We start from the raw sequence: 26,663 nt of genomic DNA on the forward strand, positions 1-26,663 counted from the left end.
CTGGCAACGGTGGATGTGCGTTTGTGGCAGGACGATCCGGCGTACATCGTCGGACAGGCTACAGTAACGTACGCCATTCCGGCCTGAATCAGACCGGCAAGCCGAACCGGCGGCCCAGCCACATCAGCAAAAGATAACCCGTGATGGCCGCCAACGCTCCGGCGACAAGTGCCGGGGTGATGCCGAAGCCCCGCCGCAGCAGCATGGCGATGATCACGAACGAGGGCAGGGCGGCGATGACGTAAGCGAATGTGCCGATCATGAAGTCCGCCGCGCGTACCGGATCAGGGTTGCCGCGCCACAACCACAGCAGAGCAATCAGCGTGGTCAGCGGCAGGCTGGCAACAAGGCCGCCCCAGCCGGGATTGCGGCGCGCCAGTTCAGAGGCAGCGGCGATAACGATTCCCGAAACAATCGCTTTGATCGCCAGCTGCCCCCACACTGTGCTTGCCTCAGAGCTGACCCAGCATATGCTCGGCGCTGCTAACCTTGAACTCACCCGGAGCTTCGACGTTAAGCTGTTCGACCACGCCATCATTGACGACCATCGAGAAACGCTGGCCGCGCTTGCCAAGGCCAAAGGCGCTGCCATCCATGGTCAGACCCACGGCTTCGGCAAAATCGCCATTGCCATCGGCGAGCATCGTGATCGCCTCGCTCCCGGCGGCCTTGTTCCAGGCGCCCATGACAAAGGGATCGTTGACCGCAGTACCAACGATTTCATCGATCCCTGCGGCTTTCAGGTCAGCCGCCTTGTCAACGAAGCCGGGCAGGTGTTTGGCAGAGCAGGTCGGCGTGAACGCACCGGGAACGGAGAACAACGCGACGCGCTTGCCCTTGAAATAATCGGCGCTTTGCACGGCTTCAGGGCCGGCCTCGGTCGCCTTGACCAGCTTCACGTCGGGCAGCTTGTCCCCTACCGAAATCGTCATGTCCGTGTCTCCTTGTCATGGCGCCTGGCGCGCGTTGCGAATTGCCTGCCGGATATAGGGTGAGGCGCGGTGAGGGCAACACCGCGGTCATGGTTAATTTCGCTTTACCGGGCCGGTTTAACTTTAAGTAAAAGGATTGGGACGAATGTTCCCCGGCAGGAATCGATCCTGCGGGGAGACTGCACATGAACGTCAAGGGGGTCGCGGCAGGACTTGCCGCTGTATCGATGCTGGTTTCGGTTCCGGCGCAAGCCGGTTCGATGGGTCAGGCGGAAAAGCTGCGCCGTCTGGATATCATGCTGATGGTGACTGGTTTGCGCTGCCGCACCACGCAATACAACTTTCAGGCCGACTACGGCAGGTTTACGACGAACCATATCGCAGAACTGAACGCCGCCAGTCGTGAAATGAAAGCAAATCTGGCGAAGCGTCACGGTATCGTCGGCGCAGCCCGCGCGCTTGACAAGATCAGTGTGACCATGGCCAACGACTACGGCAATGGCCACCCGTGGCTCGGCTGCGACCAGCTCAAGAAAGTTGCCAGCGGCCTTGCAGCTGCCAAGGGTTCCGGTCCGTTGGTTGAAGCGGCCGATCAGTTGCTCGGTGAAGGCGGTGGCGGTCAATATACTTACGCGCGCCGGTAAAATCATTTTGCCGGGGAACGCTTGTCGGTGATTTCGACAGAGTAGGCAGTCTGCAAGGCGGCGTGCGCATCCGCGGTAGTTGATATAAAGAAATCTTTATATTTGCCTCTGCGCGCATCAGAGGCTAAGGGCGGCGTCAGTTATGGCGCCGCCTTTTTCGCATTCGGTCGGTGCTGCTTGCAAGATACTTTCAAGGAGTTTGCCCTGTGGCCAGCGCAGCCGACATTGCCGCCAAGGACTATGTAATCGCCGATCTTGGTCTGGCTGATTTTGGCCGTGCCGAAATCCGTATTGCCGAAACCGAAATGCCAGGGTTGATGGCCCTGCGGCACGAGTTCGGCACCTCGCAGCCGCTCAAGGGCGCGCGGATTACAGGATCGCTCCACATGACGATCCAGACCGCGGTGCTGATCGAAACGCTTACCGCGCTGGGCGCCGATGTTCGATGGGCAACCTGCAATATCTATTCCACACAGGACCATGCCGCCGCGGCGATTGCTGCAGTGGGCATTCCGGTTTTTGCCGTAAAGGGTGAAAGCCTGGCAGATTACTGGGACTATGTCGGACGGATTTTCGATTGGGACGATGGCTCGGGCCAGACTGCCAACATGATCCTCGACGATGGCGGCGATGCCACCATGTTTGCCCTGTGGGGCGCGCGGCTTGAAGCGGGCGATACCATGCCCGAACCGACCAATGCTGAAGAGATCGAGTTTCAGCGCGCGCTGAAGGCTTTCGTCAAGGCCAAGCCCGGTTACCTGACGATGTCGGTTGCTCACATCAAGGGTGTATCGGAAGAAACCACCACCGGGGTCCACCGCCTTTACCAGATCGCCAAGGACGGCAAGCTGCCGTTCCCGGCAATCAACGTGAACGACAGTGTCACCAAGTCGAAGTTCGACAACCTCTATGGCTGCAAGGAAAGCCTGGTTGACGCAATTCGCCGCGCCACCGACGTCATGCTGGCGGGTAAGGTCGCCTGCGTTGCCGGGTTCGGCGATGTCGGCAAGGGTTCTGCCGCATCGCTTCGCCAGGGCGGCGCGCGGGTGATGGTGACCGAAATCGATCCGATATGCGCGCTGCAGGCGGCTATGGAAGGCTACGAAGTCGTGACGATGGAAGAAGCCGTGACCCGCTGCGATATCTTCGTCACTGCCACCGGCAACGAGGATGTGATCACAGCAGAACACATGAAGGCGATGAAGCCGATGAGCATCGTGTGCAATATCGGCCACTTTGACAGCGAGATCCAGATTGCCGCGCTAGACAATTACAAGTGGTCGGAAATCAAGCCCGGCACCGATCTGGTTGAGTTTCCTGATGGCAAGCAGATTCTGATCCTGGCCAAGGGCCGTCTGGTCAATCTGGGCTGCGCAACTGGCCACCCCAGCTTCGTGATGAGCAGCAGCTTTACCAACCAGACACTGGCGCAGATCGAACTGTTCACCAAGGCAAGCGAGTACAAGAACGAAGTATACGTCCTGCCCAAGCATCTGGACGAGAAGGTTGCGGCGCTGCATCTGGAAAAGTTGGGGGTCAAGTTGACCACGCTGAGCAAGAAGCAGTCCGACTATATTGGCGTGCCGCAGGCCGGGCCGTTCAAGCCGGACCACTACCGGTACTGACGGCGCGGTCGGCGTTTATGCTTCGGCAAGCCTGGCCTTAGCGGGCATTGGTCTAATTCCGATTTCCGCTCAGCCTGAGCTTGTCGAAGCCGGCGCGCTGCCGCTTGCCATTGCCGCCCCCCGCGCATAGCTGGGAGACATGACGCTTACCCCCACAGCGATGGTTCTGCTCGGTCTGTTGATGGCCGCTTGGACAGTCGCGGCGATCGGGGTGATTCTGGCTGCGCGCACCCGGCAAAAACGTGCCGAATCGAGCCAGCGCCATGCAGTACGTCTGGGCCGCATGGTTGATGAAAGCCCTGCCGTGCCGCTGCTGGTCCGGGTTGACGGCAAGATTGAGGCGCCGCAGCGACTGGCCAACTGGCTTGGCCTTGAAAAAGTTCCGCGTTTCCTGACCGAACTGGACGGCGAAGGGATCGCAGGCGGGACGGGCGGATTTACCGCTGAAAAACTTGCAGAACTGACCGAGGCGGTGCGCCGCACCCAGAGAACTGCCGCGCCGTTCCGGATGGTCGCTACCCCGCGCGGATCGTCGCGCAGCCTCGCCCTGCGCGGGCATCTTGCCGATCCACAGGTTTCGCCGGGTGGAGCAGCGCTGGTCTGGGTGTTTGATTTTTCCGATAGCGAAAGCGAACTGGTTCAGCTGCGTGAGGATGCATCACGAGCGCGGGGCGATTTTGCTGCGCTGGTTGGCCTGATCGAAGCCGCGCCCATGCCGATGTGGTTCCGCAGCCCCGATGGCGATCTGCGACTGGTCAACCAGGCCTATGTCCGTGCCGTGGCTGGGGACGATGCGCGCACGGTCGCAGAAGACGGGGTTGAACTGATCGAATCGGTCGACGGCCTGACCGCGCGTCAGGTGGCGCTGCAATCATTCGCCCGCAAGCTTCCGATCGAACGGATGGTTTCTGCAACGATTGACGGTGAACGCCGGGCATTGCGCGTGTCCGATTTGCCGCTGGGCAGTGAAGGGATTGCGGGATACGCCGTTGATGTTGAGGAGATGGAGGAACTGGGCCGAGATTTCCGCGCTTTTCGCGATGCCCAGCGCGCCATGCTTGATCAGCTTTCGGCTGGCGTTGCGCAGTTCGATGCCAAACGCCAGCTAACCTTTGCCAACCAGCCGTTCCAGCGCATCTTTGCGTTGAAGCCCGCAACCATGCTCGATCCGCCGCTGTTTGAGCGTTTGCTCGACCTGGCGCGGGATGGCGGGCGGGTGCCCGAAGCGCGGGACTTTCCTGCATGGCGGCGCGAGCGGGCGGCCTGGTTCCTGGCCAGCGGCCCTCAGGAAGAGGCCTGGACCCTGGCGGATGGCACGCACCTGCGCATCGTTGCCCAGCCCTTGCCGGATGGCGGGATGATCCTGATTGCCGAGGACAGGACAGAGCAGCTGCGCCTCTCAGCGGTGCGCGACACCCTGCTGCGCACTCGCACGGCAACCTTCGACAGCCTGTTCGAATCGGTCGCGGTGTTTTCTCCCGATGGCCGGATGCAGCTGTGGAACCGCCGCTTTGCCGCCGACTGGGGACTGGAAGACAGTTTTCTGGACGAGCATCCCCGCATCGAAGTGCTGCTAGAGAAGATCGGCTTGAGTCTGGTTCATCCCGGCCGGGTCCGGCAAGTGGGCGATGCCATCCGATCAGCGACGCTGGACCGCAAGCAGACCACCGGGCGCGCAGCGCTCGCCGATGGGCGCACACTCGAGTTTGCCGGCGTGCCGCTGCCCGATGGCAACGGGCTGCTAACCGTGCTTGACATAACAGACAGCCAGAAGGCTGAAGATGCGCTCAAACAGCGCAACGCCGCGCTGGAAGAAGCGGACGCAATGAAAACCCGCTTCCTTGCGACGATGAGTTACGAGTTCCGTACCCCGCTGACCTCGATCGGCGGTTTTGCCGAACTGCTGCAGGCGGGACTGGGCGGGGAATTGTCCGAACAGGGCGACGAGTATGTTGCGGCGATTCTTACTTCTGTCGCGCGGCTGGGAGAGCAGATCGACGATGTGCTCGACCTGTCGCAAAGCGAAGCGGGGATGCTTCCGCTGGCCGAGGAGGAGATCGACCTTCTGCCTTTTGTCACCAAGCTGGTCGAGGAGCGTTCGCCAGCAATCAAGGCCGGCAATATCACGCTGGACATGCGCGGCGATCGCAGCGCAGGGCGCCTGACCGGAGATCGACGCCGCCTGGGCCGCGCGGTGGGACATCTGATCGATAACGCTATCGCCGCGACCCCGCAGGACGGGCGCATTCTGGTCGAATTGACCGGGCGCAAAGGCAAGGCGCAGATCGTGGTTTCAGACAACGGTTCCGGGATGGATGCGACCACGCTGGCCCGCGCGATGGAAGGAATAAAGGTCAGCGCCGACGGCAAGACGATCGAGCGGCGTCAGGGGCTGGGACTGCCATTGGCGCGCCAGCTGATCGAGGCACATGGCGGATCGCTGCAACTGCTGTCCGAACCAGGACAAGGCACGGCGGCGATTGTCGAGTTGCCGTGAAAGTTGCGCTGCCGGACCTTGCTGCGACGTGTTCCTTTGGCGGGCGCATCGCCGCGCAGTTGCGCGCAGGCGACGTAGTGGCGCTGTCTGGCGGACTTGGTGCAGGCAAGACCACGCTGGCCCGTGCGATCATCGCGGCCTTGGGGCATGAGGGCGAGGTGCCATCGCCCACCTTTGCGATAATCGAAACCTATGATCCCCCCGCGGTGCGCTTGCCACTGGTCCACGCCGATTTCTATCGTCTGACCCGACCCCGGGAAGCAGAAGAGATCGGCCTGGATGATTATCGCGAGGGTGCAGCGCTGATTGCTGAATGGCCCGAACTGGCTGGGGGCTTTGCGCATGAAGCGGCCTGTTTGTCGCTTCGTCTTGAAACTGCGGAAACGGGTCGGATTGCCATTGTCGAAGGCGGGGCCGATTGGCTAGGGCGCATGCCATGACCGATTTGTTGCCTGAGGGCATCGACACTTTCCTGGCGGGCGCGGGTTGGCGCGATGCGGAGATTGAGCCGCTGGCGGGTGACGCCTCGTTCCGCCGCTATTTCCGGATCCGCAGTGGGGATCGCAGCGCCATGCTGATGGACGCGCCCCCACCGCATGAGGATCCCGCGCCTTATTTGCGCGCGGCCAAGTGGCTGGACGCCAACGGCCTGCGCGCGCCGTTGATCCTGGCCGAAGACCCTGGTCGGGGGCTGGTGCTTATCGAAGACTTTGGCGAAGTGCGCATGCGCGAATACCTCGACGAATGGCCGCAGGACGAGGCGGAAATCTATCGCGGAGCGATCGACGCGCTGGTCGCCTTGCACCGCCTGCCACCGGGGCCGTTCACAAATTACGGTGTATCGGAATACCTTCGCGAAGCACGGCTTTTTACCGAATGGTTTTGCCCGGCACAGGGTCTTTGCGTCGATGCGGCCGCCTATGATGCGGCGTGGGAAAATGTGGTCAGCCAGTTGCTGCCGCGCCAGCGCCCCGGTGTTACGGTGCTGCGCGATTATCATGCCGAAAACATAATGCTGCTGGGATCGCTGCAAAAGCAGGGATTGCTCGATTTCCAGGACGCCCTGGTCGGCCATCCCGCCTACGATGTGGTGTCGCTGCTGCAGGATGCGCGGCGCGATGTTTCGACCGCGCTGGAAACCGAGATGTTCGATTATTACGTTTCCAAAAGCGGGGCAGGGGCCGAATTTCTGGGCGATTACGCCCGTCTTGGCGCACAGCGCAACGCCAAGATCGTAGGTATCTTTGTGCGGCTGTGGAAACGCGACGGCAAGCCGCGCTACCTTGACTACATTCCCCGTGTCTGGGCAGCGCTGGAACGCGATCTGACCCACCCGGCGCTGGAACCGGTCAGCTTGTGGTTTGACAAGAACATACCCGCCGAACTGCGCAAGACGGGCGGCGGCGTTATTGCCGTATGAAAAAGATGCCCGGTACGGCGATGATCATGGCCGCTGGCAAGGGCACGCGAATGATGCCGCTGACTGCCACCAAGCCCAAACCCCTGGTGAAGGTTGCCGGGACCACACTGCTCGACCACGTGCTTGACTTGCTGCGTGAGGCGGGGGTGGGGCGGATCGTGGTGAACGTCCACTATTTCCCCGAACAGATCGAGGCGCATCTAGCCGCCAAGGCTGATGATTTCGATGTCGTCATCTCTGACGAGCGGGAACTGCTGCGCGATACCGGCGGCGGGCTTATCAAGGCGCTGCCCTTGATCTTGGACGATCCGTTCTTTTGCATCAACGCCGACAACTGGTTTGCTGATACGGACGAACACGCGCTTCACCGCATGGCAGCGGCGTGGGATGCAGAGCGCATGGACGTGATGATGCTGGTGGTACCGACCCAGCGCGCAGGAAATAGCCAGGGTCAGGGCGACTTTGACCTGGACGGCGCTGGACGCCTTTCGCGCGAGGGACCAAGGCGCGCCCGGCCCTATGTCTGGACCGGGATCCAGATGCTGGCGCGACACATCGTTACCGACCCGCCGGCAGACGTCTTTTCGACCAACGTGTTTTGGGATCGCGCGATTGCGCAAGGCCGCTGTCACGGCCTGGTCCACAATGGCGCGTGGTTCGATGTCGGCTATCCCGAAGCGATCGGCCTTACCGAGGCTGCGCTGGCAAATGGCTGAGCGGGTAGGGCCACAGGTTTATTCGATTGCGGCCCATCGCGGCTTTGCCGACGCGCTTGTCGCCGGCTTGATCCCGCGCTTCAGCGAAGCGGATCTGGGCTTGGCGCGGCTTACCCTGCTGCTGCCCAGCCGCCGGGCAGAGCGTATAATTACCGAGGCGTTCGTCCGCCTTTCAGGTAGCGGTCTGCTGCTGCCGCGCATGGCGGTGGTGGGCGATCTCGACCTGGATGAAACCCTCGGTCCCCTTCTGGACCCGCTGGGCGCGGGCGCCGATATCCCCCATGCCGCCGATCCGCTTCGGCGGCAGCTGCGGCTGGCCGAACTGCTGCGCGAGACGATGGGAGACAGCGCACCGCCAACACCTGCGCTGCTGCGCCTCGCCTTCGATACGGGTCGAACGATTGACCGGCTGGCCATCGAAGGCATCGGCTTTGAACGCCTGATCGAGGAACGGATAGCCGGGATCGTTGGCGAACAGGCGCAGCACTGGATCGAATCGACCCGCCACTTTGCAGCTGTTTTGGCGCGCTGGAAGCTTGAACTGGCCGAGCGCGGCGAGATTGACGGGCCAGAACGGCGCAACCAGCTGTTTGATCATGCTGCCAAGCGCTGGCAAGCTGCGCCGCCGCCTACCCCTCTGGTGGCCGCCGGCATAACCAGCGCTTCGCCCTCGCTCGCGCAGTTGCTGCGTGTAGTGGCGGAAACGCCGCGCGGTGCAGTAATCCTTCCCGATCTCGATCTGTCGCTGGATGTTGAAACCTGGACGCTGCTGGGCACGGCAGGCGCGCCGCCCACATCCGGCGATCCTCCGTTTGGCGAGCGTGATGCTCTGACCCATCCGCAATATCACCTTAAGCTGCTGCTTAACCGCATGGGGATTGCCCGCGACGAGGTTGAGCCGTGGCACCGCGCCGGGCTGGCCGCCGCGCCGCCCGAGCGCAGCCGCGCGATCTCCAACTTGTTCCTGCCGTCCAGCGCCAGCGCCCGCTGGGTCGATCTGCCCGCCGGGCAGCGCCGTCTGTCCGGTGTGCGACTGATGAACACGGCCCACCCCGGCGAAGAAGCGCAGGCGATCGCGATCCTGATCCGCGAAGCGTTGGAAGTGCCTGAACGGCGAGTGGCTTTAATCACTCCCGATCGCGGCCTGGCATCGCGGGTCGTCGCACACTTACGCCGCTGGGATATTGCGGCCGACGATACTGCCGGCCAGCCGCTCGCCCAGACCGCGGCGGGCCGCGTACTGTTGCAACTGGCCGAAGTTGCCGCCAGCGCCGCCGCGCCGGTTCAATTGCTCGCCTTGCTGGAACATCCGATGGTCCAAGGTACAGGCGAACGCGCGGCTTGGCTGGACAACGCGCGCCGCCTTGATCGCAAGCTGCGCGGACCGCGCCTCGCCCCCGGTCTTTCCCCGATACGCGATGTCGTCATGACGATGGATGAAGGACTGCAAAGCTGGTGGGTCGAAGTAGAAGGGGTGATAGCACCGCTGCTTGCCTGGACCGACCCGGTTCCGCTGGCCGTAGCGCTGGATAGCCTCTGCGCTGCCAGCGAAGCACTGTGCGGCCTGCGTCTGTGGGGCGGCGCAGACGGCCGCGCGCTGTCTGGCCAGATCGATGACCTGCGCAGCGCAGCGCAGGATGTTGGCACCATGGTCGCTCCTGATGACCTGCCCACCGTGCTGCGCGATGTGCTGGACCGTGCTGCAGTGCGCCCGCCGTGGGGAAGCCACCCGCGCGTCGCGATTTACGGGTTGCTTGAAGCCCGGATGAGCCGGGCCGATCTGGTCATTTGCGGCGGGCTGACCGAAGGCACCTGGCCTGCCGCCGCATCGCCCGAACCATTGCTGCCGCCTGCCGTCCTGCGCGCGCTGGGCGTGCCTGCGGGTGAGTTTCGTATCGGCTTGTCGGCGCACGATCTGGCCGGTGCACTGGGCGCGCCTGAAGTAGTGTTGAGCTGGGCCGACCGCGATGAAGGCGGCCCGGTGATCCCAAGCCGTTTTGTCCTTCGTGTGGAAGCGCTGCTTGGGGATCTGGCGAAGGACCACCGTGAGGACCGCGCCATCGACCGCGCCCGCAACATCGACCGCGCCCATCCCGAACCGTCCTATCCGCGCCCCGCGCCTAACCCGGCGCCTGCCCAGCGGGACGTGCCGCTGGCGGTCACCGCGATCGACCGTCTGCGTTCCGATCCTTACCAATTTTATGCCCAGGCGATCCTGCGACTGCGCTCGCTCGATCCGCTGGATGCCGAACCGACTGCGGCGTGGAAAGGTACGGTGGTCCACGAAGTCCTCAAGCAATGGCATCGCGCCGGGGGCAGGCCGGGCGATCTGATCGATTTTGCCGAGGCGGAACTGTGCAAAATGCAGACGCACCCGCTGGTTCGCGCGCTGTGGTGGCCGCGCCTGGCCAAAGCGCTGGAATGGATCGACGCCGAGGTTGCCCAGCTTGCAAGCGCAGATGGCCGCGTCGTCGTTCTGAGTGAAGAGGATGGCGCGATGGAGGTCGACGGGGTGCGCGTATTCGGCCGCGCCGACCGGATCGACCGCCGCGCGGACGGCGCACTGGTAGTGGTTGATTACAAGACCGGATCGCCGCCATCGGGCCGCATGGTCCAGGAAGGGTTTGCGCTGCAATTGGGAGTGCTTGGCCTGATTGCGCGGGATGGCGGCTTTACCAGGGTCAGCGGCGACCCCGACGGCTTTGAATACTGGTCATTGGCCAAGTCCCGCGATGTCGAGCAGTTCGGCTATGTCAGCGAACCCATTCCCGAAGGGCAGAAGAAATCCGGACTGCCGCGTGACGAGTTTTTGGACCGGATCGAGGTCTATCTGCGCGATGCAATAACGCGCTGGATAAAGGGTGATGAACCGTTCACCGCGCGGCTCAACCCCGACATCGGCGGCTATAACGATTATGACCAGCTGATGCGGCTGGATGAATGGCAGACCCGTGCGGATGCGTGGGAGGCACAGTCATGAGCCGGGTCTGGCCGCTGACTGACGAGCAGCTTCCTGCCGTTGATCCGGGCGAAGTGGTGTGGCTGTCCGCTTCGGCAGGTACGGGCAAGACTCAGGTGCTTTCGGCGCGTGTGCTGCGCCTGCTGCTGCAAGACGGCGTCGCGCCATCGCAAATCCTGTGCCTGACCTTTACCAAGGCCGGTGCCGCAGAGATGGCGAACCGCATCAACGAAGTGCTGGCAGGCTGGGTGCGGGCCAGCCCGACCGACCTTTTCCGCGATCTGGAGGCAATCGGCGCGCCATCCGGACCGGCGGAGCTGGCACGGGCGCGCACGCTGTTTGCCGAAGTGCTCGACTGCCCGGGCGGGGGCCTGCGAATCGATACGATCCACGCCTTTGCGCAGTGGCTGCTGGCTGCCTTTCCCAGCGAGGCCGGGCTGCATCCCGGTACCCGCGCTATGGAAGACCGCGACCGTCAGCTGCTGCTGCGCGAGGTGCTGGCCGACCTGCTGGTCGCAGCGCAGCAGAGCGGTGATCGGCCCACCCTTGACGCCGTGGCACTCCTATCCGAGCGGTTGGGGCCCGATGCAGTCGAAAGCTACCTGCTGCGCTGCGCCGAGGCGCATGACCTGTGGCATGGACCAGGCGCCTGGCAGCCGCCGATGGATGCCGCGGTACGGCGCCTGATCGGGCTGCCCGCCGATGCTTGCAGCGCCGCCGATCTGTGCGCCGACGGCACCTTCGATACCGATGCGCTGAAGCTGTGCGAATCAGCCTACGGCCAATGGTCGACCCCGACTGGTGCCGCGGGCAAGGCAGTGATTGCCGGCTGGTTGGCTGCCGATGCAAACGCCCGGCTGGCCATGATGCCTGACCTTACCAAAGTGCTGTTCAGCCAAAAAGATACGGTCAAGAACAACAAGTCACTGGAGAAGTTTGAGGAAAGCTTCGTGTTTGCCGCTGAAGCCGTGCTCGTTTCGGTATTGGCGGTGCGCGAGCGGCAAGCGCTGATTGCGTTGGCGGCATGGCTCGCCCCGGCGCTGGAACTGGGCCGCCGCTTCGCGCTGGCGTGGGACGCGGCGAAGGCGCGCGCAGGCCTGATCGACTTTGACGACCAGATCCGGCAGGCCGCGCATCTGTTGCAGCAATCCGATCTGGCGGGGTGGATCCGTTACAAGCTGGACCGGCGGTTCGACCACATCCTGGTTGACGAGGCGCAGGATACCAACGGCGCCCAATGGCAGATCATCGATGCGCTGATCGGCGATTTTTTCAGCGGTGAAGGGCTGCGCGGCGATGTGCTGCGCACGCTGTTCGTGGTCGGCGATTACAAGCAGGCGATTTTTCGTTTCCAGGGGACCAGCCCGGAAAACTTTGCCAGGGCGCAGCTTCGGGTACGCGAGCAAATGCGCGGTCTGGCCGATAACATATTGCAATCGCACACCAATCGCCGGGCGCAGCAATTGCGGGACTTGGGCCTTAGCCAGAGTTTTCGAACCGCCACAGGTGTGTTGGATTTTGTCGATCGGGCCATCGCGGCGATCGGCTTTGACAAGTTCGGACTGGACAAGGCGCCCGAAGCGCACGTCGGTCAGGACCGCCCTGGCATGGTCACGCTCTGGCGGGTCGTCAGCAGCGGCCAGGACGATGCGTCCCAGGACGAGGAGGGGGTGGACACCTGGCTGGCCCGGTCCGACCGCCGGCTGGCCGACCGTATCGCACAACAGGTCAGGCAATGGCAGGATCACGGCTTCCCGCTGGTCAAGGGCGAGAAGCCGGGTACGGCACGCCGCGCGCGCGCAGGCGATGTTATGGTGCTGGTGCGCAAACGCAAGGAACTGGCCGGGCTGATTGTCGGCCGGCTGCACGCTGCCGGCGTGCCGGTGGCGGGGGTGGACCGGCTACGGTTGGCGGCTCCGCTTGCGGTGCGCGATTTGATGGCGGCGGTGCGATTTGCGGCGCAGCCGTTCGACGATCTCAATCTGGCCTGTCTCTTGACCTCGCCATTGCTCGGCTGGACGCAGGAAGATCTTCTTGAACACGGCTACAGACCGGACAAGGTGGCGCTTTGGGATCACTTGCGCCGCACGCGCGGGCCTTTGGTCGACCAGACGATGTCCAGCCTGCTGGACCTGCTCCACCTGGCCGATTTTGAGCCACCTCTGGCCTTGTTGCACTGGGTTCTGACGGGGCCGTGGCTGGGTCGGCGCCGGCTGGTCGCACGACTGGGGGCAGAAGCGAATGACCCGATCGACGAACTGCTCAACGCCGCCAGCGCCTATGCCACCGCCGAAGTGCCTAGTTTGCAGGGCTTTATTCGCTGGTTCGATGCCGGCGACGGTGAATTGAAACGCGAAGCTGGCAAGCAGGGCGATCAGGTGCGGGTAATGACCGTCCACGGCTCCAAAGGCCTGCAAGCGCCAATCGTAATCCTGGCCGATGCCGCCGATAACCCCGATCGGTCGTTGGGCAGCCCGCTGGAACTGGTCGATCCGGCCAGTATGCTAAGCAGCACGCCGCGCACCGTGCCCCTGCCATCGCTTCGCAAAAACGAGCGGTACGGCAAGATCGCAGTGGCAGATCAGACCGCCCGCGCCGAAGAGCACCAGGAACACTGGCGTCTGCTGTATGTCGCGATGACCCGGGCCGAAGAGGCGCTGTTTATCGCCGGTGCGCTGGGCCCGCGCGAAACCGAACCGGCGCCCAACAGCTGGTACGCCCGGCTGCAGGGGTTATTTGATGCGGCCGACTGGATAGATGACCCGCTGTGGAGTGCGCGGCTTGAATACGGTGAGCGCACAGATGCGGCGTTGCCTTTAATCGCTAACACAGTTATTCAATTGCCGCTGCCGGAACCGTGGCTGGACAGCCCCGCGCCCGCCGAACCGCGACCGCCGCGTCCGCTCGCACCATCTTCGCTGGGACAGGACGCCAGCGCCGATCCGCCTTTTCCGCCCGGTGCCGGTTCCGTCGCCGCACGGCGCGGCGTGTTGATGCACAAACTCCTTGAACGCCTGCCTGACGTGAAACCCGCCGAACGGACCAGCGCTGCGCAGGCTTGGCTGGCTCGGTCAGCGAACGACCTCGACCATCACAGCCGCGCCGAAATGGCCGCATCCGCGATCCGCGTGCTTGGCGATTCAGCCTGGGCCGATTTGTTTGAACCTGGATCGTTGGCCGAAGTACCGATTGCCGCAACTGTTGGCGGGCAGGTGATTGCCGGTACGATCGACCGAGTGGCAATAGACGGAACACGGATCCGGCTGGTCGATTATAAGACCGCGCGGCGTCCGCCTGCCAGCCTGGATGAAGTGCCATTGGCCATCCTGCGGCAGATGGCAGCCTATGCCGCGGCGCTGGAAGCGGTTTATCCCGGGCGCAGTGTTGAAGCGGCCGTATTGTACACGCAGGCACCTAGCCTCCTTATCATTCCGCCAGCGCTGCTTGCCGTTCACAAGCAGGCATTGATCGGCATCTAGCAATGCTTTGCCCCGCCGCAGTTGCCATTGGCGCGCGGCATCCTAAGTTAAGGGCCAACTCACAGGAGATTCTAATGGCCACCAAAGCCGTAACCGATGCCAGCTTTGCCACCGATGTACTGCAAAGCGATAAGCCAGTCCTGGTCGATTTCTGGGCCGACTGGTGCGGGCCCTGCAAGATGATCGGCCCGGCGCTCGAAGAAATCAGCGATGAGCTGGCCGACAAGGTGACGATCGCCAAGGTCGATATAATGGAATGCACCGATACCGCCGCCAAGTATGGCGTGCAGTCAATCCCGCTGATGGTGTTGTTCAAGAACGGCCAGCCGGTTGCACAAAAGCTGGGTGCAGCGCCAAAGAGTCAGCTCAAAGGTTGGCTGGAAAGCGAACTTTAAAGCAGCGCTAATCGCGCGGCAAGCTGGTCGAACAGCGCTGGGCTAGCGGCGCCAATCAGGCCTGGGAGATGGGCTTCATCGACCCGGTAAGGTCGGCCATCGAGCCGCGCGACCTTGCCGCCGGCCTCGTTGACAAATAGCGCCCCGGCGGCGTGATCCCACGCGAGCGTGCGTTCAAATATCGAAAGGTCGTTTACTCCAAGAGCGATGCGCGGATATTGTTCTGCGGCGCAGCGAGGTATATCGACCAGTGTATAATGGGGCGCTATGTGGTGGCGCATCGCCTCGCGCTTGGCCGGATCCAAAAAGACCAAGGATATGGCGGCAATCGGACAGTTTTCCCCCGTAGTTTTGGCAGTGACGCGCTGCCCTCCAATGAACGCGCCCTTGCCTCGGCGGGCGATGCATAACCGATCTGACAAAGGATCGTAAATCCAGCCTGTATGCGCCTCACCAGCTTCAGCCATCGCGATAAGAATGCCAAAGGGGCCATTGCCATTGGCAAAATTATTTGTGCCGTCGAGGGGGTCGACAATCCAGCAAGGTCCTTTCAGTAGTTCCAGCACAGACGGATCGGCATGGGCCGCCTCTTCGCTCACGATGGGCAAGCCGGGAATTATCCTGGAAAGCCCCTCAATTAAAAGTTCCTCGGCCTGAAAATCGGCGACAGTCACGACGTCGTCGGCCGCTTTGTGTTCGATTTGGCCCTCGTGCAATGACTGAAAGTGGGGCATTATTGCGCGCGCCGCCACTTCTCGCAGCAGCTTGCTCATCTCGGTTTGAAAGGTGCTGATTTCATTCATGACCGGTAATCCGCGTTGATCGAGATATAGCCGTGAGTCAGGTCACAAGTCCAAACCGTTGCGCGGCCATTTCCAATGCCAAGATCGACATCGATTGTGATCTCTTGACCTTTAAGATGCGCTGACACAGGTCCCTCGTCATAACCTGCCACAGGCAAGCCATTGCGCGCGCACCATGTGCCGCCAAACCCGATTGACAGAGTGTCGCGGTCGGCAGGCTCGCCCGCCTTGCCCACTGCCATCACCACGCGGCCCCAATTGGCGTCTTCACCGGCAATGGCTGTCTTGACCAGCGGCGAGTTGGCAATGGCGAGGCCGACCTTTCGTGCGCTATGGTCACTGGACGCGCCGGTGACGTAAACGGAAATGAACTTTCGCGCACCTTCGCCGTCGCGCACTACCAGATGGGCGAGCTGGCGGCACACGTCATGCAGCGCGGCGGCAAAAGCATCGGCGCCGGCGCTGTCGAACCCGGTAAGCGGCACGTTGCCAGCCTTGCCTGTGGCAAAGGCCAGAACGGTGTCGCTGGTCGATGTGTCGCTGTCTACCGTGATGCAGCTGAAAGTATCGCGGTTGGCCGCGCTGAGCACATCCTGCAAGAAGGCCGGTTCAACCGCGCAATCAGTAAAGATGAAGCCGAGCATGGTTGCCATGTCGGGCGCGATCATGCCGCTGCCCTTGATGATCGCACCCAAAGTCACGGGTTTACCGCCAACCACTGCCCGGGCGGCGACACCCTTGGCGAAGGTATCGGTCGTGCCGATGGTGTTGGCGGCATCTTCCCAGCTGCAAGGCTGCTCTGTAAGTGCGGCAGAGACCCCTGTTTTCGCCTTGTCCTTTGGCAGCGGCACACCGATTACCCCGGTAGACGATACGAAGACCTGCTCGCGCGCGCAGTCCAGATGCGCCGCAACCTGATCCATGATCGCTTCCACCGCCTCGCGTCCACGATAACCGGTGAAGGCGTTGGAATTGCCGGCATTGACGACCAGCGCGCGGGCCTGGCCCTGCGCCAAGTTGGTGCGGCCCAGTTCAACCTCGGACGAGCAGCAGACATTGCGAGTAAACACCCCGGCCACGCTGGTCCCCTGTGCCAGTTCGACATAGGTCAGGTCGCAGCGCCCCCAATCCTTATAGCCAGCACGCGCCACGCGCAGCGTCACGCCAGCGATCGGCGGGATCGCAGGGAAGGGCCGGGCGAGGGGGGAGACGGTCTGAGGCATGAAGCGTGCCTTATGTTCGCTTGACCATTGCGGCAAGCGTCGACTAACCCATTTTGTCGAGCGTTGATTTAGTTCGGAGCGATAAGTGATTGCATCGTCAATGAAAGTTCCTTTGGTTTCGGCGCTGGCGGCAGGGACGATGATCGCGGTGCCAAGCTTCGCTGGCACACCGCGCGCGGCAAGCCCGATAAGTAATCCAGGCACCTGGATGACACCCAGCGACTATCCACCAGAAGCATTGCGCACGGATTCTGTGGGACTATCGCGGTTTACGGTGACGATCAGCCCGGATGGGGCCGTTACGTCGTGCTCGATCAGAGAGAGCAGCGGCTCCGACGTTCTTGACCGCAAAACTTGCGAACTGGTCATTCTGCGCGCACGATTCAGACCGGCAACCAATGCAGTTGGCAAACCGACTGTGGGTAGCTGGTCAAGTTCGGTCCGTTGGCAGATCCCAAAAGTTCCAGCCAAGCCACCGGCTGCAGGTTTTTCGGTTTTCTCTGCGCTTATTGGCACTGACGGAGCAGCTACAGACTGCCAGTTTGAACAGTTAGAAGGTGCCGCAATACAAGGCGGCGTCAAGGTCGGGCCGTCTCCGAACTGCAATTTTATGCCGATTCAGAGCCCCTACCTTGACGCACAAGGGCGTCCCGTTGCGAAGCGCGTACGTTACACGCGCAGAATTGAAGTCTTCGATGTTCCTGCCCAGCAAGCAAAGGACGTTTCACAGGCTAACTAGAATGCACCGCAACCGCTCTAAGGCGATTGCGATTCTTTGCTTGTCTTAGTTCCCAAGCATCACCAGCGCGGTCGGGGCTGCGCCGCTGCGCGGGGTGACAATCCATTTCAGCATCTGCCCGGTGGTGCCGATCACCGGGCCTTCTTCGGTGTTGTTTGCCAGAATTTTTCCATCGGTGATGATGGTCAGCGTGCCATCCATTTCCGGCAGCGGCACCTTGGCGTCGCCCTTGGCCTTGTCCATCGCCGCCATCGCGGCAAAACTGCCCATCGCGTTTCCGCTGCCAGAGGCGGGGCCGAAACCTGGCGCATCAATCCGCACCGACCCATCGGCGCGGCGATTGATCACGACGAAAGCATTCGCCATGGGAAATCGCTCTATGGTCGGAAACGCGAAATCATGGTCGATTATGCCTGCAATAGCGAAATCAACCTCGAAGAGGCCGTCGCCTTTGTAAATGACGGTTTTCCAACCAGCCTGCTTGCGCAGCCGCTCCGCCATTTCTTCTGCAGCGCGGGGGCTGGTAGGATCGATCCCGCCAAAGATGGCCTTCGCCTGTTCGGCGTCCTTCTTGGATTTGGCTGCGGCTGCTTTCTGGTCAGCGTCCCAGCGGGTGCGCTGCTCGTCTATTTCCGCCTTGGTGCATTCACGCTTGGTTTCGTTATCGTCGTCGTCAAAACACGGCTGCGCCGCAAACGGTCCGGCGTTCTTTCGATCAAGGTCTGCCAGCTTGGACAAACCCAGCATGGAAATCTGGCCAACATAAGTGAAGCTGAAATGGCCATCGCGGCGCAGATCGAGGGTCGAAACAAACTTTCCGGGCGCAAGCAGGCATGCGGCAAGCAGCAGACTAAGCCCGGCTGCAAATCCAGCGATCATGGTGCGCCGAAGGGGGAAATTCATGGGCTTTGCTCCCATCTCGCTCAGCTTCGTGTTGCAATTGCGTAAAGCGCAATAGCGGCTGCATTAGACACGTTTAGGCTTTCGATCGTGCGGCTGATCGGCAGGCGAGCGATAGCATCGCAGTGCTGGGTCACGTTGTGACGCATCCCTTCGCCTTCGGCACCGAGTACCAGTGCGACCGGGCCGGTGGGTAACGCTTCGGCCAATGTACTGGTGCCTTCGCCGTCAAGCCCGATGCGCCAGTATCCGGCCTCGGCGATGTCCTCTAGCGCACGCGAAAGGTTGACCACTCGAACCCATGGAACGATTTCCAGTGCGCCAGACGCACTTTTAGCGACAGTGCCGGATTCAGGCGGGGCGTGACGATCCTGGGTAACAATAGCGCAGGCACCAAAAGCTGCAGCTGAGCGCAAAATTGCGCCAACATTGTGCGGATCGGTCACCTGGTCGAGAACAAGGACGGGGCGCGAAGGATCACCATCGAGCACGTCTTCAAGATATACATCCTCTAATGCGTCGCATTCAAGGACCAAACCCTGGTGCGGGGCGTCGCGCGCAACCAGCCGCGCCAGATCTGCAGGCGCAGCATATTCAACCGCGAAATCAGCCGGCAGTTCACCGTCCAGCGCTTCTACGCCTTCGCGCGTAGCCCAAAGCTTGCGGTGGTTGCGATCGGGGTTGTTCAGTGCCGCTTCGACCGCATGTCGCCCCCACAGCCGCACGGCGCCAGTGCTGGCTCGGCCCGAGCCGCGGCCACCCTGCATACGTCCTGCCCGGCCGCGCAGGGCCTTCTTGCCTTCGCGCTGGCGGTTCACTGGTTCAATCCCTGTTGCATGGCTGCTTCCTGCCAGCGCCGGCAGCGCTACGCAACTGTTGACAGGGCCTTAGCCTTTAGGCATTGGCGCGCTTCCCTCGGCCGGAGGTTCCCTTTTTGGGTACTGCATTTCGGGGCAACCCGTCGCCGGCTAGCTGGTGTGGACAGGTGGCCGAGTGGTTAATGGCAGCAGACTGTAAATCTGCCCGCGAGAGCGTACGGTGGTTCGAATCCACCCCTGTCCACCACCATCCCTTGAAGCCGCGGCCTGCCGCGACTAGAGCGCAGGGATGAGCGAAATAACCCCCGTCATATCGGCCACCGGGCTGTTTACTCCGCCTGATGTCATTACCAACGATGAACTTGTTGCAAGTTTCAACGCCTATGTCGCGCGTTACAACGCCGATAACGCCAGCGCGATAGCCGCCGGCAAAGTGGCTGAGCTGTCGCCTAGTTCGGTCGAGTTCATCGAAAAGGCCAGTGGGATCAAGGCGCGCCACGTGATCAACAAGCCGCCAATCCTGGACCCCGCGATTATGGCGCCCCGCTGGGACGAGCGTCCGAACGAGGATATCTCGGTTCTTGCCGAAATCGGCGTCAAAGCCGCGCGTGACGCGCTTGCGCGGGCCGGGCGCCTGCCATCGGATGTCGATGCCGTGCTGTGCGCTGCATCCAATATGCAGCGTGCCTATCCAGCAATGGCGATCGAGATTCAGGAGGCGCTTGGCATCGAAGGGTTTGGCTTTGACATGAATGTCGCCTGCTCGTCGGCAACTTTCGGGATACAGACAGCTGCAGACTATGTGCGCGCCGGCCACGCCCGTTCGGTGCTGGTCGTCAGCCCGGAAATTTGTTCGGGCCATCTCAATTGGCGGGATCGGGACAGCCACTTCATTTTTGGCGATGTCGCTACGGCTGTGCTGGTCGAGTCACGAGAAATGGCGCCCACGGCGCACTGGGAAATCGTCGGCACAAAACTCAAGACAGTGTTCTCGAATAACATCCGCAACAATTTCGGGTTCCTCAATCGCGCCACTCCTGAAACTGCTGACGCTGCGGACAAGCTGTTCGTGCAAGAAGGGCGAAAGGTATTCAAGGAAGTCGTTCCCATGGTCGCGGCTATGATCATTGAGGAAGCCGGAAGACTGGGCCTTGATCCGGCTGCACTGAGGCGGCTGTGGCTGCACCAGGCCAACCAGGGGATGAACCGCCTGATCGCACAGCGCGTTCTGGGACACGAGGCGAGCGAAGACGAAAGTCCGACCGTGCTTGATACCTATGGCAACACCTCCAGCGCGGGTTCCATTATTGCCTTCCACCTGCATCAGGCGGACCTCGTAAGTGGTGACCTGGGCCTTATTTGCTCGTTTGGAGCAGGCTATTCGGCAGGGACAGTCTTTGTGAGAAAGGTCTGTTGACGCGGATCGGATGAAGTTTTGTTATCCCACCACCGGATAAACGACCCCGACATAATCCACAGGATCGCGACCGCAACAATCGAAACCAGCCCGTCGACGGCATAGTGATAGGCAAGATGGACAGAGCTGACCCAGATCAGGATCAGGAACGCCATAAACCACCTGCCATGACGCGGTGAAATAGCTCGGACGGCTAGATAGAAGAGCATGCAAATCGCCACGTGCATAGATGGCATTGCGCTGATGCCGCTGCCCAGGCCAGTGTCGCTGTCGTTGAAATGGGCCAGCAGCAAATTCTGTACGTTCAGCGATACGATCGGGATCTGCATATTGGCAGATCGAAGATAAGACATCTGGGCAATAAAATGCGAATTGCCGGTAAGCGGTCCGATAAAAGCCGGACCAAAAGATGCCATCGCCGAGGCCATGACCCCGCCAATCAACGCCCAGCTAAGCGCGAAGCACAGAAAGAATTGCCGGCGCACTACGTCGCTGATCCGAGCATAAAGAAACCACGCGCAACCAACGTAATTCAATACGAGCCAAGCGACATAGATAACTGCAAGAGCGGCGGTGACCGGGGCAAAACCTAAAACCGGCTGCAAAATCCTCCATGGGTCGGTGCCGAAAAAGAGCTGCCGGTCTAGAGCGATTAGGGTTCGATCCCAATTATAGACATGAAATGTCGGGATGGCAGACTTAATTGCCGAAAAGAATGGAAGGAGTGCAATCTGCATTGCCAGAATTGGCAGGCCTGCAATTATCCTCTCCAGGAAGAGCGGATTACCGAGGTACTCTTGAAAGAGATAGCCGACCGGGCTTGCCGGCCGATTTCGCAAAAGCGCCTTTAGCAACAAAATCACGCCAAGCAGACCCAACGCCCAGATATAAAGTTCGGCATTCAAGATCAGCGAATCCGGTTGGTAACTGATCCCCCGGGTTGCAAGGACAATCGCACAAATCTGGAACATAAACAGTGTGATGGCAATGACGGGCAGGTCTCGCCGAACGCTCAATGCGATCCGGGCGAAAGGTCCTTGGTCAAAAACATGCTGTTTGACGGCGTCCATCGCAGTTTTCCTAGCACTACCATGGTATCCAAGCTGTTAATCGGTTTTTGTGGGCCACGCTGTGCTTGTGGCCTTCCTGGCAAAGCCCTAGATGGGGCCGATGTCTGGAGAAATACTCGATAACCGCGGACGCGGTCAGGCCGGTTGGAACTGGCCTAGCATTCACCCTGAAGGCCGCAAGTTTGCGCTGCTGGCGGCAGCAATTGCGGCGTTCTTCGCTTTCATGGCGTGGGAAACACTCGCGTGGCCAACCGGCGTGCTGGTTTTGGGGATCGCTGCTTTCTTCCGCGATCCGCAGCGTGTGACCCCGCGCGGCGACAATCTGATCATAGCGCCGGCAGACGGACTGATCACATTGATTACTAAAACCGCGCCGCCGCGCGAACTCCAGATTGACGACGGCAGTGGGATGCCGGGCATGGGGACAGAACCGATTACCCGGGTGTCAATATTCATGTCGGTGTTCGATGTTCACATCAACCGCACACCGATTGGCGGCACTGTTCGTCGCGTTGTTTATATCCCTGGTAAGTACATGAACGCCGGGCTCGACAAGGCGAGCGAAGAAAATGAACGTCAGCACATTCTGGTGGAGCGCGGCGATGGACTGCAGATCGGCTTTACGCAGATTGCGGGCTTGATCGCAAAACGCATCATCCCCTTCGTAAAACCGGGTGACATGCTTGCCGCCGGACAGCGCGTTGGACTGATCCGCTTTGGCAGCCGGGTCGATGTTTATCTACCCGCCGGGACTGAGCCTATGGTCCTGCTGGGGCAAAAAACCATCGCGGGCGAGACCGTGCTGGCTGAGATCGGTCAACAACCATTGATTGAGGGCGTTGCCCAGTGACCTCAAGGCGGTTGCCGGGAGGCCTGACCCTGCGCGCTATGGTTCCCAATGCGATTACAGCCGCTGCGCTTTGTGCCGGTCTCACGGGAATTCGCTTTGCCATAACAGGCGAGTTTGAAAAGGCCGTGGGCGCAATTATCCTGGCCGGGCTTCTTGACGGGATCGATGGCCGGATTGCCCGGCTACTGAAGGCCCAGTCACGCTTTGGCGCAGAACTCGATAGTCTTGCTGACAATGTCTCTTTTGGCGTCGCGCCTGCGCTCGTGCTTTTCATGTGGTCATTGCAGGACGTTCCGCGACTGGGATGGTTCGCTGCTCTGGCCTTTGCAGTCAGCATGGCGCTGCGCTTAGCCCGGTTTAATGCGCGCATTGATCTCCCGGAAGAACCGCGCAAGGTCGCAGGGTTCTTGACCGGAGTGCCGGCGCCCGTAGGTGCCGGGCTAGCCTTCCTGCCTATGTACCTAAGTTTTACATTTCCAGGAGAGACGCTGCTACGTCATCCGCTCACTGTCGGCTTGTGGCTGGTTTTGATCGCTTTGTTGACGATATCGAGCTTGCCCACGCTAAGCTGGGGTAAGCTGAGACCACGGCGCAACCTTCGCCTGGAGGCAATTTTGCTTATCGGAATCGTCGCTGGGGCCGCGGCCCTTACCGAACCGTGGTGGACCCTTATTGGAATCTGTGGAATCTATCTTACGATACTGCCCATCGGTATGGTGCAGTATTCGCGCGTCACGCGGCGTCGCGCAACGCCTGCAGGGGCATCATCCGCGCCCTGACCGGCAGGCGCACAATCTTGCCGTCATCACACGTTGTAACCGTTTCGAAAATACGCGCCGTAACCAAAAGGCGATGTTCACAAGCTTCAAGGTCGCGGCGCAACGCTCTGATCTGTGGAAGAGCGGTTAGCCAAGCTGCGGCGATCGCAAACACGGCTGCAAGCCCAGCAAAAGCAAAAAGGGTGGTAACTGCGTAAACCAACATGATGTCCGTCCTTCGCCGCGCCCCTGTTCGAATTTATGTGAACAAGGTGTGTACTGCTTGTGGATAACCCGCAGCTTGGTTAATGGTTCCCATCGGTCCCCACGGTGCGTATGTTCCCTATTTGTTCCATAGATGTCAAGCGGCAATGTTGGGGCTTGTATCGGCTGATAATATCTATGTCGGCAAATTAGGGCTGGAAATGTTAGTCCCGCGCGGTTAAGGGCGCCCAGCTTGCAGACAGAACGGCCAATTTCGCTGGTTTGTATCACGCAAGCGAATTCACATGGAAAGCACCAAAACCGGTGCCGAAGCGGGCTAATCCGCACGGTTCCAGCTTTCCAGAGGCATAACCGGAAGGAATTGAATTATGGCGGCACCTACCGTCACAATGCAGCAGTTGATCGAGGCCGGAGCACATTTCGGTCACCAGACACACCGCTGGAATCCGCGAATGAAGCCGTATATTTTCGGCGCGCGTAACGGCATCCATATCCTTGATCTATCGCAAACCGTGCCGTTGATGGCCCGCGCGCTCGACTTTGTCGACGCCACCGTTCGGGCAGGCGGCAAGGTGCTTTTCGTCGGAACCAAGCGCCAGGCGCAGCAGCCGATTGCAGACGCCGCGCGCGCCTGCGGCCAGCACTTTGTCAACCACCGCTGGCTTGGCGGCATGCTCACCAACTGGAAAACCATCAGCCAGTCGATCAAGCGCATGAAGACGCTTGAAGAGCAGCTTGCGGGTGACACCGCCGGCCTGACCAAGAAAGAAGTGCTTCAACTGACCCGCGAACGCGACAAGCTGGAACTTTCGCTGGGCGGTATACGCGATATGGGCGGCATTCCCGATGTGATGTTCGTGATCGATGCCAACAAGGAAGAGTTGGCAATCAAGGAAGCCAACGTGCTGGGCATCCCGGTCGTGGCGATCCTCGATTCGAACGTGTCGCCTGATGGAATCGCTTTCCCGGTTCCGGCCAACGATGACGCCAGCCGCGCTGTGCGCCTGTACTGCGATGCCATTGCCGCTGCTGCGACCAAGGGCCACCGCGAAGGTGTGGTCGATTCGGGCGCCGACATTGGCGCGATGGATGAAGCCCCGATTGAAGAGGCCGTGATCGAAGCTCCGGCAGCAAGCGAAGCGCCCAACGCCGATGATGTCTCGGTCGAAGAAACCGCGACCGAAGCCTGAACTGGCCAATCTGTACCCCTTGCGTGCCGGGTCTGATGGCCCGGCCGCACGTTTCAATTTCAGAAGGATATGCGCAATGGCTTACACCGCCACTGACGTGAAAAATTTGCGGGAGCGCACTGGCGCCGGCATGATGGATTGCAAGAAGGCAATGGAAGAAACCGGCGGCGATATGGAAGCTGCGGTCGATCTGCTGCGCGCCAAAGGCTTGGCCGCAGTAGCCAAAAAGTCCAGCCGCACCGCTGCTGAAGGCCTGGTCGGCGTGGCTGTTGCCGGAACAACGGGCGTCGCTGTTGAAGTGAACTCGGAAACCGATTTTGTTGCCAAGAACGAACAGTTTCAGGATTTTGTCCGCAAGACGACAGAAGTTGCGCTGGGCCAGGGTTCGGATGATATTGATGCTCTCAAGAGCGCGGCTTATCCGGGCGGCGGCACGGTTGAAGACAAGCTGACCAACAATGTTGCGACCATCGGTGAAAATCAGCAGGTTCGCCGCATGAAGACCGTTGCGGTCAAGCAGGGCGTGGTTGTTCCCTATATGCACAACGCCGCCGCGCCAAACCTGGGTAAGATCGGTGTGCTCGTTGCACTCGAATCCGAAGCTGGAGCCGACGTGCTGGAGCCGTTGGGCAAGCAGATTGCAATGCACATTGCGGCTGCTTTTCCGCAGGCGCTGAATGCTGAAGGCCTCGACGCGGATATGATTGCGCGTGAGCGCAAGATCGCGGCAGAAAAGGCGGCTGAAAGCGGCAAGCCCGCCGACGTTCAGGCCAAGATGGTTGACGGAGCAGTGGCCAAGTTTGCAAAAGAAAATGCACTCCTTAGCCAGCTGTTTGTCATGGACAACAAAACTCCGGTCGCGCAGGTCGTAGATCAAGCCGGCAAGGCTGCAGGCGCCAAGATCGAACTGGTTGACTATGTCCGCTTCCAGCTGGGCGAAGGCATCGAAAAGGTCGAAAGTGACTTTGCCGCCGAAGTGGCTGCTGCTGCCGGTCTGGCTTAAGCCGCAGGCTCTTTTATCTTGGGCCGAACTGGACGGGGCGCAACCTACGGGTTCGCGCCCCGTTCTGCGTTCAGGACGCCGACCGTATCGTAACCAGCCACACGTCAGGACTGACGCCGAAGCGGAACGGCAAGACGCTGGTGCCAAGCCCGGCGGTCACGAACAGTGTCTGAGTGCCCTCTTCGATCCGGCCGCAAGCATAGCGGTTCCCGTAACGGGACATGTGCGCCGGCGCGCCGATCAGCGGCAGGCGGATTTGTCCGCAATGGGTATGTCCGGCCAGCATCAGCGTAACGTCCTTTGGCAAATCCGGAAATGGATCAGGGCTATGGCTGATTACGACGTAGGGCGGGCCAAGCCGGCGCATGGCTGCAACCGTCGCGCCCGTATTAGCATGGCCGCTGAAATCGTCGTCAATCCCGCCGACTGTTAGCGGACCGATCCGCACAGCTTGGTTGCGCAGCACTATGGCACCAGCTTTGGTCAGCTCGCGCTGCGCTAGTGCCGCATTGCGCCAGTGATCGTGATTCCCCAGAACGGCGGCCACTCCTATCCGCGGCTGCAAGCCTGCCAAGGGTGCTATGGCCTCAGCGAGTGGGTAATGGCGTGATGCAAGATTTCGGTCACTGATAAGGTCGCCAGTGATCAGCACATAATCGGGCCGCAATGCATTGACCTGCGCAACGATCCTGCGCAGCCGTTTGGGCGGCATGTCCGGACCGGCAACGTGCATGTCGGACATGACCAGTAGACGGAGCGGCGCGCCATGTGGCGCAAGACCGGGCAGAGTGACTTCGGCTCGACGCACGATCGGATCGCTCAGCGTATCGTGCAACGCCTTTCCGACAAGCATCGCCGTGATCAAGGCGCTGGCCAAACCAATCCGGCGCACCACCAAACCGCGATTTCCACTCGGCATTTTCGCTGCGCTCCCTTTACCAAACATGCCAAGGGAGGCTAAGGACCACGGCCATTGCCTTACCTGCCCGAGGATCGCTCA

Annotated in this window: 23 protein-coding genes and 1 tRNA gene; 16 read left to right on the forward strand and 8 right to left on the reverse strand. The window is 61.0% G+C overall.

What is annotated here, in order from left to right; genetic code table 11:
- Window positions 1–88 precede the first annotated feature (88 nt).
- Both Q0L62_RS07995 and Q0L62_RS08000 read right to left on the reverse strand, forming a co-directional pair.
- Window positions 89–442 carry a DUF3147 family protein gene (locus Q0L62_RS07995; protein WP_296678693.1) on the reverse strand — a complete coding sequence of 118 codons (354 nt, stop codon included), beginning with the start codon at window positions 440–442 and terminating at the stop codon, window positions 89–91.
- A gap of 10 nt (window positions 443–452) precedes the next feature.
- Window positions 453–932 carry a peroxiredoxin gene (locus Q0L62_RS08000; RefSeq protein WP_296678694.1) on the reverse strand — a complete coding sequence of 160 codons (480 nt, stop codon included), beginning with the start codon at window positions 930–932 and terminating at the stop codon, window positions 453–455.
- Between the two features lie 185 nt (window positions 933–1,117).
- On the opposite strand from Q0L62_RS08000, the gene Q0L62_RS08005 reads away from it, so the two are divergent.
- From Q0L62_RS08005 to trxA, 9 genes are all read left to right on the forward strand, one after another.
- Window positions 1,118–1,576: an S-adenosyl-L-homocysteine hydrolase gene (locus Q0L62_RS08005; RefSeq protein ID WP_296678695.1), complete on the forward strand. Its 459-nt coding sequence runs from the start codon at window positions 1,118–1,120 to the stop codon at window positions 1,574–1,576.
- Between the two features lie 206 nt (window positions 1,577–1,782).
- A complete protein-coding gene (gene ahcY, locus Q0L62_RS08010; protein ID WP_296678696.1) occupies window positions 1,783–3,201 on the forward strand; it encodes an adenosylhomocysteinase in 1,419 nt (472 codons plus the stop codon).
- Window positions 3,202–3,340: 139 nt separating this feature from the next.
- Window positions 3,341–5,698 carry a PAS domain-containing sensor histidine kinase gene (locus tag Q0L62_RS08015; protein ID WP_296678697.1) on the forward strand — a complete coding sequence of 786 codons (2,358 nt, stop codon included), beginning with the start codon at window positions 3,341–3,343 and terminating at the stop codon, window positions 5,696–5,698.
- On the forward strand, window positions 5,695–6,138 hold the full coding sequence (gene tsaE, locus Q0L62_RS08020) for a tRNA (adenosine(37)-N6)-threonylcarbamoyltransferase complex ATPase subunit type 1 TsaE (RefSeq protein WP_296678698.1): 444 nt from the start codon (window positions 5,695–5,697) through the stop codon (window positions 6,136–6,138). The genes Q0L62_RS08015 and tsaE overlap by 4 nt, the downstream gene beginning before the upstream one ends.
- Complete coding sequence (locus tag Q0L62_RS08025; RefSeq protein ID WP_296678699.1) at window positions 6,135–7,118, forward strand: phosphotransferase; 984 nt, start codon at window positions 6,135–6,137, stop codon at window positions 7,116–7,118. The genes tsaE and Q0L62_RS08025 overlap by 4 nt, the downstream gene beginning before the upstream one ends.
- A gap of 5 nt (window positions 7,119–7,123) precedes the next feature.
- Window positions 7,124–7,834 (forward strand): nucleotidyltransferase family protein, encoded by a 711-nt coding sequence (locus tag Q0L62_RS08030; RefSeq protein WP_296678790.1) that lies wholly within the window; start codon window positions 7,124–7,126, stop codon window positions 7,832–7,834.
- Window positions 7,827–10,814, forward strand: a complete 2,988-nt coding sequence (locus tag Q0L62_RS08035) for a PD-(D/E)XK nuclease family protein (protein WP_296678701.1) — start codon at window positions 7,827–7,829, stop codon at window positions 10,812–10,814. The genes Q0L62_RS08030 and Q0L62_RS08035 overlap by 8 nt, the downstream gene beginning before the upstream one ends.
- Window positions 10,811–14,272, forward strand: a complete 3,462-nt coding sequence (gene addA, locus Q0L62_RS08040) for a double-strand break repair helicase AddA (protein ID WP_296678703.1) — start codon at window positions 10,811–10,813, stop codon at window positions 14,270–14,272. Before Q0L62_RS08035 ends, addA begins: the two co-directional genes overlap by 4 nt.
- Before the next feature lie 74 nt (window positions 14,273–14,346).
- On the forward strand, window positions 14,347–14,667 hold the full coding sequence (gene trxA / locus Q0L62_RS08045) for a thioredoxin (RefSeq protein WP_296678705.1): 321 nt from the start codon (window positions 14,347–14,349) through the stop codon (window positions 14,665–14,667).
- Here trxA and Q0L62_RS08050 read toward each other — a convergent pair.
- Window positions 14,664–15,470 (reverse strand): inositol monophosphatase family protein, encoded by an 807-nt coding sequence (locus Q0L62_RS08050; RefSeq protein WP_296678707.1) that lies wholly within the window; start codon window positions 15,468–15,470, stop codon window positions 14,664–14,666. The genes trxA and Q0L62_RS08050 overlap by 4 nt on opposite strands.
- Window positions 15,467–16,693 (reverse strand): bifunctional glutamate N-acetyltransferase/amino-acid acetyltransferase ArgJ, encoded by a 1,227-nt coding sequence (gene argJ, locus Q0L62_RS08055; protein WP_296678709.1) that lies wholly within the window; start codon window positions 16,691–16,693, stop codon window positions 15,467–15,469. Before argJ ends, Q0L62_RS08050 begins: the two co-directional genes overlap by 4 nt.
- A 208-nt stretch (window positions 16,694–16,901) precedes the next feature.
- On the opposite strand from argJ, the gene Q0L62_RS14440 reads away from it, so the two are divergent.
- Window positions 16,902–17,432: an energy transducer TonB gene (locus Q0L62_RS14440; RefSeq protein ID WP_367183274.1), complete on the forward strand. Its 531-nt coding sequence runs from the start codon at window positions 16,902–16,904 to the stop codon at window positions 17,430–17,432.
- A 45-nt stretch (window positions 17,433–17,477) separates the two neighbouring features.
- On the opposite strand, the gene Q0L62_RS08060 is transcribed toward Q0L62_RS14440, so the two are convergent.
- Window positions 17,478–18,335 (reverse strand): hypothetical protein, encoded by an 858-nt coding sequence (locus tag Q0L62_RS08060; RefSeq protein WP_296678711.1) that lies wholly within the window; start codon window positions 18,333–18,335, stop codon window positions 17,478–17,480.
- 20 nt (window positions 18,336–18,355) lie between these two features.
- Window positions 18,356–19,099 (reverse strand): 23S rRNA (guanosine(2251)-2'-O)-methyltransferase RlmB, encoded by a 744-nt coding sequence (gene rlmB, locus Q0L62_RS08065; protein ID WP_296678791.1) that lies wholly within the window; start codon window positions 19,097–19,099, stop codon window positions 18,356–18,358.
- Between the two features lie 212 nt (window positions 19,100–19,311).
- On the opposite strand from rlmB, the gene Q0L62_RS08070 reads away from it, so the two are divergent.
- Both Q0L62_RS08070 and Q0L62_RS08075 read left to right on the forward strand, forming a co-directional pair.
- Window positions 19,312–19,397: transfer RNA gene (locus Q0L62_RS08070), tRNA-Tyr, on the forward strand.
- Between the two features lie 42 nt (window positions 19,398–19,439).
- A complete protein-coding gene (locus Q0L62_RS08075; RefSeq protein ID WP_296678713.1) occupies window positions 19,440–20,567 on the forward strand; it encodes a beta-ketoacyl-ACP synthase III in 1,128 nt (375 codons plus the stop codon).
- Here the strand turns inward: Q0L62_RS08075 and Q0L62_RS08080 are convergent.
- Complete coding sequence (locus tag Q0L62_RS08080; protein WP_296678714.1) at window positions 20,528–21,637, reverse strand: phosphatase PAP2 family protein; 1,110 nt, start codon at window positions 21,635–21,637, stop codon at window positions 20,528–20,530. The genes Q0L62_RS08075 and Q0L62_RS08080 overlap by 40 nt on opposite strands.
- A gap of 100 nt (window positions 21,638–21,737) precedes the next feature.
- Here Q0L62_RS08080 and Q0L62_RS08085 point away from each other — a divergent pair, with 100 nt between their 5' ends.
- From Q0L62_RS08085 to tsf, 4 genes are all read left to right on the forward strand, one after another.
- On the forward strand, window positions 21,738–22,487 hold the full coding sequence (locus Q0L62_RS08085; RefSeq protein WP_296678715.1) for a phosphatidylserine decarboxylase: 750 nt from the start codon (window positions 21,738–21,740) through the stop codon (window positions 22,485–22,487).
- Window positions 22,488–22,525: 38 nt separating this feature from the next.
- The gene (locus Q0L62_RS08090) at window positions 22,526–23,266 is read left to right on the forward strand and encodes a phosphatidylcholine/phosphatidylserine synthase (protein WP_296678792.1); all 741 of its coding nucleotides are present in this window, start codon (window positions 22,526–22,528) and stop codon (window positions 23,264–23,266) included.
- 572 nt (window positions 23,267–23,838) lie between these two features.
- Entirely contained in the window at window positions 23,839–24,660 is an 822-nt protein-coding gene (gene rpsB, locus Q0L62_RS08095; protein WP_296678717.1) for a 30S ribosomal protein S2, read from the forward strand.
- Between the two features lie 76 nt (window positions 24,661–24,736).
- Window positions 24,737–25,663, forward strand: coding sequence for a translation elongation factor Ts (tsf, locus tag Q0L62_RS08100; RefSeq protein WP_296678719.1), 927 nt, complete (start codon window positions 24,737–24,739; stop codon window positions 25,661–25,663).
- 70 nt (window positions 25,664–25,733) lie between these two features.
- On the opposite strand, the gene Q0L62_RS08105 is transcribed toward tsf, so the two are convergent.
- Window positions 25,734–26,582 (reverse strand): metallophosphoesterase, encoded by an 849-nt coding sequence (locus tag Q0L62_RS08105; RefSeq protein ID WP_296678721.1) that lies wholly within the window; start codon window positions 26,580–26,582, stop codon window positions 25,734–25,736.
- Window positions 26,583–26,663 lie beyond the last annotated feature (81 nt).

This window comes from Novosphingobium sp. (assembly GCF_024642085.1).
GTDB lineage: Bacteria > Pseudomonadota > Alphaproteobacteria > Sphingomonadales > Sphingomonadaceae > Novosphingobium.

Coding starts and splice junctions, on each gene's coding strand:
- Q0L62_RS08105 (WP_296678721.1), bottom strand. CDS start 26,582: ATGCCGAGTGGAAATCGCGGTTTGGTGGTGCGCCGGATTGGTTTGGCC.
- Q0L62_RS08080 (WP_296678714.1), bottom strand. CDS start 21,637: ATGGACGCCGTCAAACAGCATGTTTTTGACCAAGGACCTTTCGCCCGG.
- Q0L62_RS08005 (WP_296678695.1), top strand. CDS start 1,118: ATGAACGTCAAGGGGGTCGCGGCAGGACTTGCCGCTGTATCGATGCTG.
- trxA (WP_296678705.1), top strand. CDS start 14,347: ATGGCCACCAAAGCCGTAACCGATGCCAGCTTTGCCACCGATGTACTG.
- Q0L62_RS08075 (WP_296678713.1), top strand. CDS start 19,440: ATGAGCGAAATAACCCCCGTCATATCGGCCACCGGGCTGTTTACTCCG.
- Q0L62_RS08025 (WP_296678699.1), top strand. CDS start 6,135: ATGACCGATTTGTTGCCTGAGGGCATCGACACTTTCCTGGCGGGCGCG.
- Q0L62_RS08015 (WP_296678697.1), top strand. CDS start 3,341: ATGACGCTTACCCCCACAGCGATGGTTCTGCTCGGTCTGTTGATGGCC.
- Q0L62_RS08030 (WP_296678790.1), top strand. CDS start 7,124: ATGCCCGGTACGGCGATGATCATGGCCGCTGGCAAGGGCACGCGAATG.
- rpsB (WP_296678717.1), top strand. CDS start 23,839: ATGGCGGCACCTACCGTCACAATGCAGCAGTTGATCGAGGCCGGAGCA.
- Q0L62_RS08090 (WP_296678792.1), top strand. CDS start 22,526: ATGGTTCCCAATGCGATTACAGCCGCTGCGCTTTGTGCCGGTCTCACG.
- Q0L62_RS08085 (WP_296678715.1), top strand. CDS start 21,738: ATGTCTGGAGAAATACTCGATAACCGCGGACGCGGTCAGGCCGGTTGG.
- argJ (WP_296678709.1), bottom strand. CDS start 16,693: ATGCCTCAGACCGTCTCCCCCCTCGCCCGGCCCTTCCCTGCGATCCCG.
- Q0L62_RS08000 (WP_296678694.1), bottom strand. CDS start 932: ATGACGATTTCGGTAGGGGACAAGCTGCCCGACGTGAAGCTGGTCAAG.
- Q0L62_RS08035 (WP_296678701.1), top strand. CDS start 7,827: ATGGCTGAGCGGGTAGGGCCACAGGTTTATTCGATTGCGGCCCATCGC.
- tsf (WP_296678719.1), top strand. CDS start 24,737: ATGGCTTACACCGCCACTGACGTGAAAAATTTGCGGGAGCGCACTGGC.
- Q0L62_RS08060 (WP_296678711.1), bottom strand. CDS start 18,335: ATGAATTTCCCCCTTCGGCGCACCATGATCGCTGGATTTGCAGCCGGG.
- rlmB (WP_296678791.1), bottom strand. CDS start 19,099: ATGCAGGGTGGCCGCGGCTCGGGCCGAGCCAGCACTGGCGCCGTGCGG.
- Q0L62_RS14440 (WP_367183274.1), top strand. CDS start 16,902: ATGACACCCAGCGACTATCCACCAGAAGCATTGCGCACGGATTCTGTG.
- Q0L62_RS08050 (WP_296678707.1), bottom strand. CDS start 15,470: ATGAATGAAATCAGCACCTTTCAAACCGAGATGAGCAAGCTGCTGCGA.
- addA (WP_296678703.1), top strand. CDS start 10,811: ATGAGCCGGGTCTGGCCGCTGACTGACGAGCAGCTTCCTGCCGTTGAT.